The 14,848-nt window shown below is 64.5% G+C and carries 14 protein-coding genes; 2 read left to right on the top strand and 12 right to left on the bottom strand.

Annotation, left to right across the window (positions count from 1 at the left end; genetic code table 11):
- Positions 1 to 103 precede the first annotated feature (103 nt).
- Positions 104 to 2,179: a TRAP transporter permease gene (locus I6F37_RS09415; RefSeq protein WP_085968778.1), complete on the top strand. Its 2,076-nt coding sequence runs from the start codon at positions 104 to 106 to the stop codon at positions 2,177 to 2,179.
- 21 nt (positions 2,180 to 2,200) lie between these two features.
- A complete protein-coding gene (gene glsA / locus I6F37_RS09420; protein WP_036001126.1) occupies positions 2,201 to 4,048 on the top strand; it encodes a glutaminase A in 1,848 nt (615 codons plus the stop codon).
- Positions 4,049 to 4,179: 131 nt separating this feature from the next.
- Here glsA and I6F37_RS09425 read toward each other — a convergent pair whose 3' ends face one another.
- The 12 genes from I6F37_RS09425 to I6F37_RS09480 form a co-directional block, all read right to left on the bottom strand.
- Positions 4,180 to 4,482, bottom strand: a complete 303-nt coding sequence (locus I6F37_RS09425; protein ID WP_036022497.1) for a nucleoside triphosphate pyrophosphohydrolase family protein — start codon at positions 4,480 to 4,482, stop codon at positions 4,180 to 4,182.
- Positions 4,483 to 4,510: 28 nt separating this feature from the next.
- Positions 4,511 to 5,038, bottom strand: coding sequence for a carboxymuconolactone decarboxylase family protein (locus I6F37_RS09430; protein ID WP_036001128.1), 528 nt, complete (start codon positions 5,036 to 5,038; stop codon positions 4,511 to 4,513).
- Between the two features lie 640 nt (positions 5,039 to 5,678).
- Positions 5,679 to 6,038 (bottom strand): Zn-ribbon domain-containing OB-fold protein, encoded by a 360-nt coding sequence (locus tag I6F37_RS09435; RefSeq protein WP_225149465.1) that lies wholly within the window; start codon positions 6,036 to 6,038, stop codon positions 5,679 to 5,681.
- Positions 6,035 to 7,171, bottom strand: coding sequence for a thiolase family protein (locus tag I6F37_RS09440; RefSeq protein ID WP_225151031.1), 1,137 nt, complete (start codon positions 7,169 to 7,171; stop codon positions 6,035 to 6,037). Before I6F37_RS09440 ends, I6F37_RS09435 begins: the two co-directional genes overlap by 4 nt.
- Positions 7,172 to 7,326: 155 nt before the next feature.
- Positions 7,327 to 8,526: a CaiB/BaiF CoA-transferase family protein gene (locus I6F37_RS09445; RefSeq protein ID WP_225125788.1), complete on the bottom strand. Its 1,200-nt coding sequence runs from the start codon at positions 8,524 to 8,526 to the stop codon at positions 7,327 to 7,329.
- 124 nt (positions 8,527 to 8,650) lie between these two features.
- Complete coding sequence (locus tag I6F37_RS09450) at positions 8,651 to 8,857, bottom strand: hypothetical protein (protein WP_036001140.1); 207 nt, start codon at positions 8,855 to 8,857, stop codon at positions 8,651 to 8,653.
- A 121-nt stretch (positions 8,858 to 8,978) separates the two neighbouring features.
- Positions 8,979 to 10,148 carry an acetyl-CoA acetyltransferase gene (locus I6F37_RS09455; protein ID WP_027571779.1) on the bottom strand — a complete coding sequence of 390 codons (1,170 nt, stop codon included), beginning with the start codon at positions 10,146 to 10,148 and terminating at the stop codon, positions 8,979 to 8,981.
- Positions 10,149 to 10,208: 60 nt separating this feature from the next.
- Positions 10,209 to 10,859 (bottom strand): bifunctional 4-hydroxy-2-oxoglutarate aldolase/2-dehydro-3-deoxy-phosphogluconate aldolase, encoded by a 651-nt coding sequence (gene eda / locus I6F37_RS09460; RefSeq protein ID WP_036022476.1) that lies wholly within the window; start codon positions 10,857 to 10,859, stop codon positions 10,209 to 10,211.
- A 25-nt stretch (positions 10,860 to 10,884) separates the two neighbouring features.
- Positions 10,885 to 11,859 (bottom strand): sugar kinase, encoded by a 975-nt coding sequence (locus I6F37_RS09465; RefSeq protein ID WP_225146777.1) that lies wholly within the window; start codon positions 11,857 to 11,859, stop codon positions 10,885 to 10,887.
- Positions 11,860 to 11,883: 24 nt separating this feature from the next.
- Positions 11,884 to 12,870, bottom strand: a complete 987-nt coding sequence (gene denD / locus I6F37_RS09470; RefSeq protein ID WP_036022474.1) for a D-erythronate dehydrogenase — start codon at positions 12,868 to 12,870, stop codon at positions 11,884 to 11,886.
- Positions 12,871 to 12,957: 87 nt separating this feature from the next.
- Positions 12,958 to 13,893, bottom strand: coding sequence for a carbohydrate ABC transporter permease (locus I6F37_RS09475; RefSeq protein WP_225151033.1), 936 nt, complete (start codon positions 13,891 to 13,893; stop codon positions 12,958 to 12,960).
- A complete protein-coding gene (locus I6F37_RS09480) occupies positions 13,886 to 14,839 on the bottom strand; it encodes a carbohydrate ABC transporter permease (protein ID WP_225151034.1) in 954 nt (317 codons plus the stop codon). The genes I6F37_RS09475 and I6F37_RS09480 overlap by 8 nt, the downstream gene beginning before the upstream one ends.
- Between the last annotated feature and the right edge of the window lie 9 nt (positions 14,840 to 14,848).

Consider the following 14,848-nt stretch of genomic DNA (forward strand, 5'->3'; position numbering starts at 1 on the left):
GCGCCGACCTCTCCCGCACGCGGGAGAGGTTGAGCGCGCGGCCAGAGCGGTTCAAACAACTGCCGTTTGCCTGATTGCGTTCACCAGCCCACGCGCGGGATCGATGATGTCCTCTTCCACTTCCACCGTCCCGCAAGACGAGCCCAAGCGCGTCGTGTTCGACGATCCGCATGGCGCGGCCGGCAACATGCAGGAGGCGGAGGTGACGCGGGTGCGCACGTTGCGCGGCGCGTGGCGCTGGACGCTGATCGTTGCGACCGCGGCGACGATCCTGCTCTGCATCAACCAGCAATTCTCGCTGCGCTTCTTCGTCGGATACACCCAGCTCAACACGGAATATTTCTATCTCCTGATCGCGTTGATGCTGCCATTCACGTTCCTGATCTTTCCGGGCACCGGACGCGCGCCGCTCGACCGCGTTCCCTGGTATGACCTCGTCCTGTTCGTCGTGACCTTCGCGGCGGCGATCATACTGATGGTTAACGTGCGCAAGGCGGCGGAGGCCGGCTGGGAATTCGGCGGCGCGCCCAACACGGTGATCGCCGCAGGCCTCGTGATGTGGGTGATGCTGATGGAAGCGTTGCGCCGCACCGGCGGCTGGAGCCTGCTCCTCAGCGTTCTGCCCTTCACTGTCTATCCCCTGTTCGCCGAAGCCCGCTGGCTCGGGCCGTTTCGTGGCACGCAATCGACGCTCGAACAGGCGACCGCCTATCACGTGCTCTCGGGCGAGAGCCTGCTCGGCATCCCCATCCAGGCCTTCGCCGACACCGTGATCGGCTTTTTGGTGTTCGGCACCGCGCTGATGATGACGGGCGCCGGAAAGTTCTTCATCAACCTGGCCTTCGCGTTGTGTGGCACCTTTCGCGGCGGCGCGGCAAAAGTCTGTATCTTTGCCAGCGGCCTGCTCGGCATGATGTCGGGTTCGATCATCTCCAACGTGCTCACCGCCGGCACCATGACCATCCCGGTGATGAAGAAGAGCGGCTTTCGCGCCTCCTATGCCGCCGCGATCGAGGCCTGCGCCTCGACCGGCGCCGTGCTGGCGCCGCCAGTGATGGGTGCGACCGCTTTCGTGATCGCCCAGTTCCTCAACGTCAGCTACGCCGATGTCGCCCTCGCCGCAATCATTCCGGCCGTGCTCTACTACGTCGGCCTCTTCATGCAGGTCGACGCTTACGCGGCGCGCCACAAGCTGAAAGGTATTCCCCGCGCCGAGCTGCCGCGGATCATGGATACGATCAAGGACGGCTGGTACTACGTCTTCGTCATCGCGCTTCTGATCGTGATGCTGCTCTACTTCAAGCGCGAGAGCCACGCGCCGTTCTACGCCACCGCGCTGCTTCTCGTGCTCAACCAGTTCTTCTCGAAGGACACGCGCTGGACATTTGCGACGATCGGCAAGTTCCTGGAGGTCAACGGCCGCACCTTCGTCGAGCTGGTCGGCATCCTCGCCGGCTGCGGCCTGCTGATCGGCGCGTTCTCGATGACGGGCGTGGTGTCGAGCCTTGCCAACGACCTCCTGCACATCGCCGGCGACAATGCCTTCCTGCTGCTCGGCATGTGCGCCCTCACCAGCCTCATTCTCGGCCTTGGGCTGACGACGACGGCCTGCTACATCTTCCTCGCCATCCTGGTCGCGCCTGCGCTGGAGAAGCTCGGGCTCAACCGCATGGCGGTGCACATGTTCATCTTCTATTGGGGCATGCTGTCGTCGATCACCCCGCCGGTCGCGATCGCTTCCTTCGCAGCTGCCGGCATCGCCGGATCGCCGGCCATGAAGACCGGCTGGGAATCGATGTGGGTCGGCAGCATCATCTATTTCCTGCCGTTCTTCTTCGTGCTCAATCCGGCGCTGGTGCTGCAGGGTTCGAGCCCATACCTCGCCGGGCTCGGCCTGATGGGCCTCGCCGCCTTCGGTACGCTGTTCATCTGCGGCGGCATCCAGGGCTACCAGCCTTTCGTCGGGGACTTGCGCGGCACAGGCAGCCTGGAATGGCCCATCCGTGTGCTGCTGGTGATCGGCGGCTTCGTGGTGGCGACCCCCGGCGGCGGCATCATGCCGCTGTCGCAGATGCAAGTGACGCTGCTCGGCCTTGGCATCCTGCTGCCGACGATCCTGATCGCGCTTCTCCTGGTCCGGCGCCCGCCTGTGATGCCGGACGGGTTGCGCGTGCTCTGATTGCGTTGCACAAGGGAGGCGATGAAACCGCTCTCGCCTCTCGCCACCGCCTGGACTCGCTCTAAGCCGCCCTTGCTGCGGTTTCTGGACAATTGCCTCAGCGAATTCTCCGCCGAAACGTCGGGCCATGTCGCCGATTACATTCCCGAGCTCGGCAAGGCGGACCCTGCCTATTTCGGCATCAGCCTGGCGACGCTTGACGGCCATGTCTATGAAGTCGGCGACTCCAGGGTGCCCTTCACCATCCAGTCGATGTCGAAACCCTTCGTGTTCGCGCTGGCGCTGGACCTGCTCGGCGCCGGCAAGGTCGAAGGCGCGATCGGCGTCGAACCCTCCGGCGATCCCTTCAACTCGATCCGGCTCAATTCCGAGAACCATCCGTTCAACCCGATGGTCAATGCCGGCGCGATCGCCTGCACCGGGTTGATCTACGACAGCAAGGGCGCGGAGGCTTTCGAGCAGATCCGCCTTGCGCTCAGCCGTTTTGCAGGCCGCGACCTTTCCGTCGACGACGCCGTCTATTCTTCCGAGAGCCAGACCGGCGACCGCAACCGCGCCATCGGCTATCTGCTCAAGACCAACGCGGTGATCTCGGACAATGTCGCCGGCGTGCTCGACGTCTATTTCCGGCAATGCGCCGTGCTGGTGACCGCGCGCGATATCGCGGTGATGGCGGCAACGCTCGCCAATCGCGGCATCAATCCGGTCACCGGCGAGCAGGTGCTGAGCGCCTACGCGATCTCGCGCACACTTTCGGTGATGACGTCGTCGGGCATGTACGACTATGCCGGCGAGTGGATCTACCGCATCGGCATCCCCGCCAAGAGCGGCGTCGGCGGCGGCATCCTGGCCGCGCTCCCTGCCCGCCTCGGCCTCGGCAGCTATTCGCCAAAGCTCGACAAGCACGGCAACAGCGTGCGCGGCATCAAGGTCTGCGAGGCGCTGTCCTCGCATTACGACCTGCACATGCTCAACCGCAGCGACGACGCACGCAACGCCGTCATCGCCGACTACGACATCGGCAAGAGCCCGTCGCGCCGCGTGCGCCGCCCGCAGGAGCGCGAGATCCTGGCGGCCCACGAGCAGGAGGTGCGCATCATCGAACTGGTCGGCACGCTGTCGCTGTCGGCGGTGGATTACGTCTCGCGCCGGCTCGCGGGACGACCGCGGCCGCAATTCGTGATCTTCGATCTCCACCGCGTGACCTCGACTACGCGGGCCGGCGCACGACTTGTGGCCGAAGCGTTCGAGGAATTGGCCGCGCTGAATGTCACGGTGGTCTTGTCGGGCGTCCGGCGCGCCTCCAAGGAATGGAATACGTTACGCGAATGGACCGCTGAGCTGAAGAACGTGCGCGATTTCTATCTGCTCGACACTGCGATCGAATGGGCCGAAGACCAGATCGTCTATCGCTACGGCGGCTCGATCGATTTTCACGAGACCACCGAGCTAGCCGAACAGCCGCTGCTGACCGGGCTGAGCGAGGAAGAGCTGACGGATCTCGCCTCGCTCTGCACCATCAGGACCTATCAATCCGGCGCCAAAATCCTCACGGCCGGCGACCCCGCCGATGCCCTGTACTTCCTGCGCAGCGGCGCTGTGCACGTCACCTTGCCCGATGGCGTCAGGCTGGCGACGCTCACCGCCGGCATGGCGTTCGGCGAGATGGCGCTGCTGGAACAAACCCGCTCCGCCGACGTGTTCGCCGACATGGCAGCGACGGCATGCGAGGTGCCGCTGAAGGATTTCGAGCGCTTCCGCAAGCAGCACCCCCGCGCCAGCGAATGCATCATGCGTAACCTGGCCCAGCTTCTGGCCGACCGCCTGATCGTCGCCAACGCCAAGGTGGATATTCTGACCTCGACGTGAGCGGTTCATGCGCAACAGATCGTCATGCCCGGGCTTGTCCCGGGCATCCACGTTCTTCGTGCTGCGCGGCAAGTCGTGGATGGCCGGGACAAGCCCGGCCATGACGCCGGAGCTCCCAGCTTTCACTTGCTCTACCGGCTCGCCGCTTCGCTGATGCGTCGCCTGATCTTGGCGGCACTGGCGTTGAGCAGCGCGGACGGCTGCTGGCCGGTGGCGGCGCACAGGCAGGCCCAGTAGTAGACGACATCGCCAAGCTCTTCGACGAGACCGGCCTTGTCGAGCCAGTCGTCGCGCAGGAGCTTCTTGATGTGCTCGGCGACCTCGCCCGCCTCAGCGGCAAGGCCCAGCCCGAGATAAGACAACCGCTCGTTCGACGGATGCTCGTCGACTTTGGCAATGGTTGCGGCCCAGGCCGCATATTCATCGATTGTCATGAGCATCCCTCGCAAGCCGAGCTTTGGATCAGCCCACCACTTCGGTGACGGGCTGGAGGTCGATCTCGAACGTCTCCAGGAATTTTGACGTCATGATGTAGAAGCCGACCGAGAGCTGGAGCTCGACCAGCGCGGCCGGTGTCAGCTTCGATGCGATCGCCTTGAAGGTCGCATCCGTCGGCTTCGTCAGCTTCACGATCTCGTCGGTGAAGGCGAGCGCGGCGCGCTGCACCTCGTTGAAGCAGGATGCGGCCTGCCAGTTCTCGAGCGCCTCGTTCTGCTCGTCGGTGACGCCGACATTCTTGCCGATGCGCTTGTGCGCGACGATCTCATAGGGTGCCTCGCACAGAATGCCGGTACGGGTGATCGCAAGCTCGCGCACGATGGGGTCGAGCTCGCCCTTGTGCCTGATTGCGCCCCCGAGGCGGCAATATTGCTCAAAGTAACTCGGCGAATGCGCCATCATCCGGAAGATGTTGGCATGGCGGTTCTTGTCGAGGATTTCGCGGGTGCGGTCGGATGCCTTGGACGGGTCGCTGTACTGAATGCGGGCCATGATTTTCCTGAAGTTTTCCCTGATCTTTTGATGCTTTTGGTCGCCATTGGCGAAGGTTCCCGAAGACTCTATTCGCGTGGGGACGCACGAGCAACATCATCGAGTCAAATTGCCGCCGCATTGCTGATCGACCCTGACACAGTCGATATTCGCCGCGGGGGGACAAATCGCGGCGGATACTCGCAAGGGGTGTTCCGAGTAAAAACAATTGGCCGTCGTATGCGCTCACCGCGCAACGATGAGTCACGCCCAAGTCTAGGGAGAAAACGGCATGAAGGAAGCCACCAAGGGGGCAGCCTCGGGAGCGCTCGCGCATATGCTGGCGGTGACGGCGATGCTCGTCATCGCCAGCATCTTGTTCTACGGGCGTTAGAGTATTTCGATTGCGCATGATCTTTTCGGAAAACCGCTTCACACTTTTCCGGATCAGGCGCTCAGCGTTTTCGTCATTCCGGGGTGGCTCTCGCACAAGCCAAGCCCAGAATTCCCGTTCCAGGCTCGGTCGCATGACCGCCCCCGAATGACGGATCCCTCGGTTGGCGTGTAGCCCGGATGAAGCGCAGCGCAATCCGGGAAGCCTGTCCGCGAGGTGCGAATCCCGGATTTCGCTGCGCTCCATCCGGGCTACATTCGCGTTTCCCTATTTGGTTTTGGCAAAGAACGGCACCAGCTTGCCGGCGAACGGCTTGAAGCTCGCGATGACCGAATCGCCGATGGCGAGGTCATTCTCGCCGTGGGCCATCATGCGAAAACCCTCGGCGCAATCGACCAGCAGGATGTTGTAGGGCACGTGGGCGCGCGTCTCGGGCGTTGCCGCGCGGCAGACCAACGAGGTCGCATACACCCTGCCCTTGCCACTGGCGCGCTGCTCGCGCGGGTCCGATTCGCCACAAGCTGCGCAGAAGGCCCGATGAAAATACTGTACATGCCCGCATGCGGTGCAGGTCTGGTAGGTGATGGCCTCTTTACCCTTGGTCCAGTCCGCCAGACGCTCGCTCATCTGACCCGCTCCAGGAACATGCTGACGTGAGACGACAGCACGCCGCCGTCGCCGTGCAGCAGTGCAATCGAGGCGTCGCGGACCTGGCGGGTGGCCGCCCGCCCCGTCATCTGCAAATGCGCCTCGACGAGATGCGCCATGGCGCCGCCGACGCCGCAATGGCCGTAACTGAGCAGACCGCCATGGGTATTCAGCGGCATCGCGCCATCACGGCTGAAATGGCCGGCGCGCACGCGCGCGGCCGCCTCGCCACGGCCGGCGAGACCGAGGTCTTCCAGCAGCATCGCGAGCGTGATCGTAAAGCTGTCATAGATCGCGGCGTAGCGCACGTCGGAGATCGCGAGACCCGTGGCCGCCTTTGCACGCGCGATGGAGATCTCGGCGCCAAGCTCGCTGAGGGCGGGCGCTGCCGTGACATGCTGATGCGTGTGGGCCTGGGCGCAGCCGCGGATACGCACGCCCGCTTCCCCGGTTCGCTCGCGGCTGACAACGAACGCCGCGCCGCCGTCGGAGACCGGGCAGCAATCGAGCAGCTTGAGCGGCAGCGCCACTGGCTTGGAGGCCATGACGTCGGCGACATTGATGGGATCGTGGAATTGCGCGCCGGGATGGGTGCAGGCGTGGGCACGCATCAGCACCGCGAATTCGGCGAGATCCTCTTCGGTCACGCCGTATTCGTGCATGTATCGGTTGGCAACGAGGCCGTAATAAGCGGGAATGGTCGGTCCTAACGGCACCTCGTAGTCGGGATGGCCGACCTGCGCCAGCGCCTGGATCGAGGCATCGCGGCTCTGCCCGGTGAGCCGGTTCTCGCCAGCGACCACCAGAACGTTCCGGCAGACACCTGACGCGACGAGATGATGTGCAAGCATCGTCATCGCAAGACCCGTGGCGCCGCCGACCTGGACGGCATGGGCGTAAGACGGGCGGATACCAAAATGCTCGGCGAAGACGGTTGCGAGCATGATGTGCGGGGAGACGGTGGAGTAGCCGCAAAGGATGCCGTCGATCTCGGTGCGCTCGAGGCCGGCATCGTCGAGCGCGGCTTGCGCGGCCTCGCTCATCAGGTCGAGCGAGGACGAGCCTTCATGCTTGCCGAACGACGTGAGGCCGACGCCGGTGATGAAGCTCATGGTGCCATTTCTCCACCGTCATTCCGGGGCGCGACGAAGTCGCGAGCCCGGAATCCATCGAACGGCATGTGCGGAGGATGAATGGATTCCGGGCTCGCGCCAAGAGGCGCGCCCCGGAATGACGGATGAGAGAAGCGTGGTCATCTGCACTCCCCCTACTCCGGTGCGTCACGCGTGACGCCGTCGCGCACCATGGCTGCGATCTCGTCAGCGGAATAGCCGATCTCGCGCAAGATCTCGGCGCCGTGCTCGTTGAGCCGCGGCGCCAGGCGGACCGGCTCGGCTTCGGTCTCGGACCAGGTCGCCGTCACTTTCATGCTGCGGATCGGACCTTCGGTCGGATGGGTCACCACCGGGAAAAAGCCGGTCGCCTCCAGATGCTCATCGTGCAGGATCGAGGCGAGATCGTGCATCGGCATGACAGGCACGTCGGCTTTCGTCAGCAGGTCGATCCATTCGGCCGTGGTCCGCGTCTCGAAGATGCGGGCGAGCTCGGCGTAGACCACATTGATATTGGCGGCCCGGCCGGCGAAGGTTGCAAATTTGGGATCGGCGCGCAGGTCGTCGCGCCCCGTGGCCTTGAAGAAGTTCTCCCACTGCTTGTCGTTGTAGACGATGACGCTGAGATAGCCGTCCGAGGTCTTGTAGGGCCTGCGGTCGCGCGAGAGATGGCGGGCATAGCCGCCCTTGTCGAGCGGCGGCTCGAACGTGAGCCCGCCCATGTGGTCGCCCATGACGAAGCCGGCCATGGTCTCGAACATCGGAATGTCCAGACGCTGGCCGCGGCCGGTGCGGTCGCGGTGCACGAGGCTGGCGCAGATCGCGCCGACCGCGGTGAGGCCGACGATACGGTCGACGAGCGCGTTCGGCACGTAGCGCGGCACGCCGTCGCCGGTCTGCGCCATCAGCGCCGGCAGCGCCGTGGCGCCCTGGATCAGGTCGTCGTAAGCGGGTTTTGCGGCATAGGGCCCGTCCTGGCCGAAGCCGAACACGCCGGCATAGACCAGGCGCGGGTTGATGGCGGAGACGACGTCGTAGCCGAGCTGAAGCCGCGCCATCGCCTGCGGGCGGACGTTGTAGACCAGGACGTCGGCGTCCTTCAAAAGCCGCAGCACGGCTTCGCGCCCCGCAGCCTTCTTCAGATCGAGACAGATCGAGCGCTTGCTGCGGTTGGTGTTGAGAAACACCGGCCCCATGCCGGCGTGACGCATCGGGCCGATCAGGCGGGTCACGTCGCCGTCCAGCGATTCCACCTTGACGACGTCGGCACCGTAATCGCCGAGCATTTGGGTCGCATAAGGGCCCATCAGCACGGTGGTCATGTCGACGACCTTGATGCCTTTCAGCGGCCCCATCGTTCGCTCCCGATTGCGCCGAGCCCAACTGCCCACGCGATTTCGGTCCAGCTAACGGCAGTGCCGCCGCTCGCGCAAGGGCGGGCGGCGTATGGCGGCATGCGCCGCGGGGCGACGTCGGCCGCTATTTCTTCTGACGGGATTCCCGGATCTTCAGGAGCCGGTCGAGTTCGTCATTCTGCTGATTGATCCGGTCGGCGATGCGCGACTCGTTCTGCTCGCCGGAGGCGGCAGCGGCCTGCTCGATGAGCTGGCGGATATTGTCTTCGAGGATCGCGATACGATCGTTGAGTGCGTCCATCGACAGTGAATCTTCGTAGTTAGTGCTCATGATGCATTTCCCGCAAAATCAATCAGAGCATTAAGGGGGCCGCGCGAGCCCACCATGATCTAACGCAAAGAAATAAGGCGGGCATGGCGTATGGCGCCTTTGCCCACCCTACAGGATCAAACTACTTCAGCGGCTCCAGGACGGAGACGTAGTTGGCGACGGCCGCGCCACCCATGTTGAAGATGCCGCCGAGCTTGGCGTTCTTGAGCTGCATGCCCTCGGGCGCCTGGCCCGCGAGCTGCATCGCGGTCATCACATGCATGGAGACGCCGGTGGCGCCGATCGGATGGCCCTTGGCCTTGAGGCCGCCGGACGGATTGACCGGCAGCTTGCCGTCCTTGAGCGTCCAGCCTTCTTTGATGGCGCGGGCGCCCTGCCCCTTCGGCGTCAGACCCATCGCTTCGTACTCGATCAGCTCGGCGACGGTGAAGCAGTCATGGGTCTCGACGAAGGAGAGATCGGACAGCGTGACACCGGCCTTCTCCAGCGCCCGCTGCCAGGCGACCGTGCAGCCCTCGAACTGCAGGATGTCGCGCTTACTCATCGGCAGGAAGTCCTGGGCGTGCGCAGTGGCGCGGAAGCCGATCGACTTGGTCATGCCCTTGGCCGTCTCGGCATCGGCCAGCACCAGCGCAGCGGCGCCGTCGGAGACCAGCGAGCAGTCCGTCCGCTTCAGCGGGCCGGCGACATAGGGGTTCTTCTCGCTCTCGGCGCGGCAGAAGTCGAAGCCAAAGTCCTTGCGCATCTGGGCGAAGGGATTGGCGACGCCGTTCTTGTGGTTCTTGGCCGCGATCAGCGCCAGCGCATCGGACTGGTCGCCGTATTTCTGGAAGTAGGAGCTGGCGATCTTGCCGAACACGCCGGCGAAACCGCCGACCGTGTCGCCGTCCTCAGGGAGGTAGGAAGCCTTGAGCAGGTTCTTGCCGATCTCGGCGCTCGGCGTGCGCGTCATCTGCTCGACGCCGACGACCAGCACAATCTTGGCCGCCCCTGCGGCAATCGCGCGCAGGCCCTGATGCACGGCGGCAGATCCCGTGGCGCAGGCGTTCTCGACACGGGTCGCCGGCTTGAAGCGCAGCTTGGGATCGGCCTGCAGTACCAGCGACGCCGTGAAATCCTGCGGCGAGAAGCCGGCGTTGAAATGGCCGAGCACGATCTCGTCGACATCACCGGCCGAGATGCCGGCATCCGCCAGCGCCTCATTGGCGACGCGGGTGACGAGGCTTTCGACGGTTTCGGTGTCGAACTTGCCGAAAGGCGTATGCGCCCATCCGACGATGCTGGCGGTCATGGTCATTTCTCCCTGGAGGCCTCTTCCTGAGCTAAGTCTTAGCCCAGGGATGGCAAGACTTCACGCGGCTTTCAGCGCCTTGAGGGTCCGCTCGCAGATGGCAGTTATGCCGGCCCAGTTCCCGGCCCGGATTTCCGCCGTCGGGCACAGCCAGGACCCGCCAACCGCAACGACATTGGGTTCAGCCAGCCAGGTCGCGGCATTGGCCTCGCCCACCCCGCCGGTCGGGCAGAACCGCACGTTCGGGAACGGCCCGCCGAGGGCGCGCAGGCCCTTGATGCCGCCGGCCTGCTCCGCCGGGAAGAACTTTGCGACGTCGAAACCGTAGGACAGCGCCATCATCAGTTCCGAGGCCGTGGCAATCCCCGGCGCGAACGGCAATGAGCTGTCGGTCGCGGCCTTGAGCAGATCGGGGGTCAGGCCCGGGCTGATGCCGAACGCGACGCCGAGCTTCTCGACCCGGCTGAAGTCGGACGGGTTGAGAATGGTCCCGATGCCGACGACCGCCTCGGGGACCTCGGTCATCATCGCGCGCGCCGCCTCGATCGCAACGGGGGTGCGCAAGGTCACCTCCAGCGTGCGGACCCCGCCGGCAACCAGCGCGCGCGCCAGCGGCACCGCATCCTGGATGCGCTCGATGGTGAGGACGGGAATGACGGTCGCAGCCTTGAACAGCGCGACGAGGTGGTTCTGTTGGGCAGCCGTGGTCATGGGTCTCGATTCATTTGGTCGCTGTCTAATTGTTGGCCTGGCGGGACGCCGCCGGCCGGTGCCGCTTCTTCGGCGGCATGGCATAGCCCGGAATGATGGCGCCGGGATAGCAGATCACGAGGCTGGCGAGCCGATGTCCTGATAGGGCCGCCTCCACCGGCTCGGCGCCGGCGAGCCGGGCCGCGATATAGGCCGCGGCGAAGCTGTCGCCGGCGGCAGTGGTATCGACCACAGGCTTGGTCATGGGCTCGGCGCGGACCTCGCTGGCGCCGCCGGGGTAGCGCAACAGGCTCACCGGCTCGGGCAGACGGAACACCAGTTCCGGGGTTGGGATGCGCGCCATCAGCTGGTCGTGACTTTCGCCGGGATGGAGCGCGAGCAGATCCTCGGTCGAGGTCAGCACGATGTCGGCGGCCGCGAAGGCGGTCGCAAACACCTCCCGCGCGATATCGCGGTCGGGCCAGCCGCGCGCGCGGAAATTGGTGTCGAACACGAAGCGAGTGCCGAGCAGGCGCGCGCGCTTGATGGCGCCGAACAGGCGCTCGCGCCCGGCCGCGTCGTAGATCGAGAGCGTGATCGCAGAGAGATAGACGACGTCGTAGCTCATCAGCGAGTTGAGCAGCTCGTCCGTCTCCGGCAGGCTCATCAGCTGGCGCGCGGCCGCACTGTCGCGCCAATGGAAGAACTGGCGCTCGCCCTCCGCATCCGTCTGGATCATGTAGAGGCCGGGCAGCTTGCCCGCGAGCCGCACGACACGCCGCGTGCCGACGCCTTCCGCATTCCAGGCAGCGACCATCTCGTCGCTCAGGGCGTCATCGCCGAGCGCGGTGAGATAATCGACCTTGACGTCCAGCCGCGCCAGATACACCGCCGTGTTGAGGGTGTCGCCGCCGAAGCCGCGTGAGTACAGGCCACCGCCCTGCCCCTGCCCGGCGGACGCGCCGCCCTGGGCCTGCCGCAGCTCGACCATGCATTCGCCGATGCAAGCAACGCTCGCCATCATCAGGGCCCGCTCAGTCCGAGCTCAGGCGACGAAATTGCCGCCGAGCTCGTCTTCGATGTGAATGCGGATGATATCGTCGAACGTCTTCTCGGCGGTGGTGAAGCCGAGTTCGCGCGACCGCCTGGCATCGAAATTGCGCGGCCAGCCGCCGACGATGCCGACAATGAAGGGATCGGGCTCGCGCTTGATGCGCGCGGCGACCTTCTCGCCCGCAACCCGCTTCAAGGCGGCGATCTGCTCGCCGACCGTGGCCGACAGGCCCGGCATGGTCAGATTGCGGCGCGGGCCGACAGTGGCGAGATCCATGGTGCCGGCGTGAAGCAGGAAGCCGACGGCCGAGCGAGGCGTCGCGTGCCAGTGGCGGACGTCCTCGGAGACCGGGAGGATCGCTTCCTTGCCGGCGAGCGGCTCGCGCAGAATGTTGGAGAAGAAGCCGGATGCCGCCTTGTTGGGCAGGCCCGGCCGGATGCAGATGGTCGGCAGGCGGATGCCGATGCCGTCAAGGAAGCCGCGGCGGGAATAATCGGCGAGCAGAAGTTCGCCGATCGCCTTCTGCGTGCCGTAGCTGAGCAGCGGGGTATGGAAGAACTCGTCGCCGATCGCATCGGGAAACGGCGCGCCGAACACTGCGATCGAGGACGTGAACACCACGCGCGGCTTGTAGCCGCCGCCCGCAAGGCGGATCGCATCGAGCAGCATCCGCGTGCCGTCGAGATTGATGCGATAGCCCTTGTCGAAGTCGAGCTCGGCCTCGCCGGAGACGATCGCGGCGAGATGGAAGATCACGTCGGGGCGACCTGCGATCAGTTTCTCAGCCGCGCCCGGGACGGCGAAATCGCCCGAGACGGTCTCGACGGCAAAACCGGCCTGCTCCGGCTTCTTCGGCTCGACCACGTCATGCATGGTCAGCTTGGTGATATCGCTCTTGCCGAGCCGGCCGTCGCGCAGCAGCCGTTCACAGAGCTTGCGGCCGACCATGCCGGCGGCGCCGAGAACCAGAATGTGCAAGAGCTCAACTCCTTCTTATTGGCCGGACTTATTGGCCGGAGCGCGCCGCTCTTGAAACCATTGGCGCGCCCTCGGCAAGCCCCGCGATCATTCCTTCACGGCGCCGGTCATCGCCGACACATAATGCTCCACGAAGAAGGCGTAAAGGATCACGAGCGGCAGCGAGCCGGCCAGCGCGCCCGCCATCAGCGAGCCCCAGCGGTAGATGTCACCGTCCACGAACTCGTTCACGATCGCGACCGGCACCGTCTTGTTGCCGGTCGATTGCAGGAAGGTCAGGGCGTAGATGAACTCGTTCCAGCACAGCGTGAAGCAGAAGATGAAGGCCGAGATCAGGCCGGGAATGGCCAGCGGCACGACGATCTTGATCAGGATCTGCCAGCGGCTCGCCCCGTCGATCAGCGCGCATTCCTCGAGCTCGAAGGGGATGGTCTTGAAATAGCCCATCAACAGCCAGGTCGAGAACGGGATCAAGATGGTCGGATAGGTCAGGATCAGCGCCAGCGGCGAATCGAACAGGCCGTACTGATACACGACCGTGGCGAGCGGAATGAACAGGATCGACGGCGGCACCAGATAGGCGAGGAAGATCAGCCCGCCGACGAGATTGGCGCCCTTGTAACGCAAGCGCACGATGGCGTAGGCGGCGAACACCGAGGCGATGATCGAGAGCACCGTCGCGCAGATCGCCACGTACATCGTGTTCCAGAGCCAGTACGGATAGTAGCTCTCGAACAGCAGCTTGTGGAAGTGCTTGAAGGTCGGATTCCAGGTCCAGAACGGATTGTACTTGTCGAGGTCGAGCAGCTGCTCGTCGGGCTTCACCGAGGTCAGCGCCATCCAGTAGAACGGGAACAGCAGGACGACGACGATGATGGCGAGCGGCAGGTACAGCGTCACCAGCCTGCGCGGCACCGACTGCAGATAGCTCATGCCCTCGCTGTGATCATCCTTCGCGACTGTCGGAGCGGAGCTATGCAGGACGGCCTTGAGATCGATCCGCGAGGTGGGGAGATCAGTCATTGTTTTCTCCCTGCTGCCACTTGCGACGCTGCAGGCCGAACCAGGACACCATGATGGCGGCGAGCAGGAACGGGATCATCGCACTGGAGATCGCGGCGCCCTCGCCGAGCTGCCCGGCGATGATCGCACGCTGATAGGACAGGGTCGCCATCAGATGAGTGGCGTTGACGGGGCCGCCACGCGTCATCGCCCAGATCAGCTGGAAATCGGTGAAGGTGAACAGCACCGAGAAGGTCATCACGACGGCGATGATCGGCGTCAAGAGCGGATAGGTGATGTAGCGGAAATTCTGCCAGCGCGTGGCGCCGTCGAGCGTCGCGGCTTCATAGAGCGACGGCGAGACGGTCTGGAGGCCTGCGAGCAGCGTGATCGCGACGAACGGCACGCCGCGCCAGATATTGGCGAAGATCACGCAAATGCGTGCCCAGGTCGTGTCGCCGAGGAAGTTGATGTTTTGGTTGATGATCCCGAGATGCTTCAGCGACCAGGAGATGATCGAGAATTGCGAGTCGAAGATCCACCAGAAAGCGAGCGCGGAGAGCACCGTCGGAACGATGAAGGGGATGAGCACCATCGCGCGCAGCATCGCCTTGAACGGCATGTGCTCGTTGAGCAGCAGCGCGAGGTAGAGGCCGATGCCGAATTTGAAGGCGCTGGCGACGAAGGTGTAGAGCAGCGTATTGAACACCGACAGCCAGAAGATGGAATCGTCCCACAGCCACTCGTAGTTCTCGAAGGCGATGAACTGTCCGACCCTGCCGATGCGCGTGTCCGTGAAGGAAAGCCAGATGCCCAGCCCCAGCGGATAGGCCAGGAAGAAGATCAGGAACACCATGGCCGGCACCATGAACCAGAAGCCGAGCCAATTGCGATTGTGTTTAAGCTGGGCCCAGGCGCCAGCCTCGGTCATCTGAGGCTTGGCCCGGGGAATTGCGACATCAGCCATGCCCGATAT

This window comes from Bradyrhizobium sp. NBAIM08, assembly GCF_020193935.1.
In the GTDB taxonomy this organism is placed as follows: domain Bacteria; phylum Pseudomonadota; class Alphaproteobacteria; order Rhizobiales; family Xanthobacteraceae; genus Bradyrhizobium; species Bradyrhizobium yuanmingense.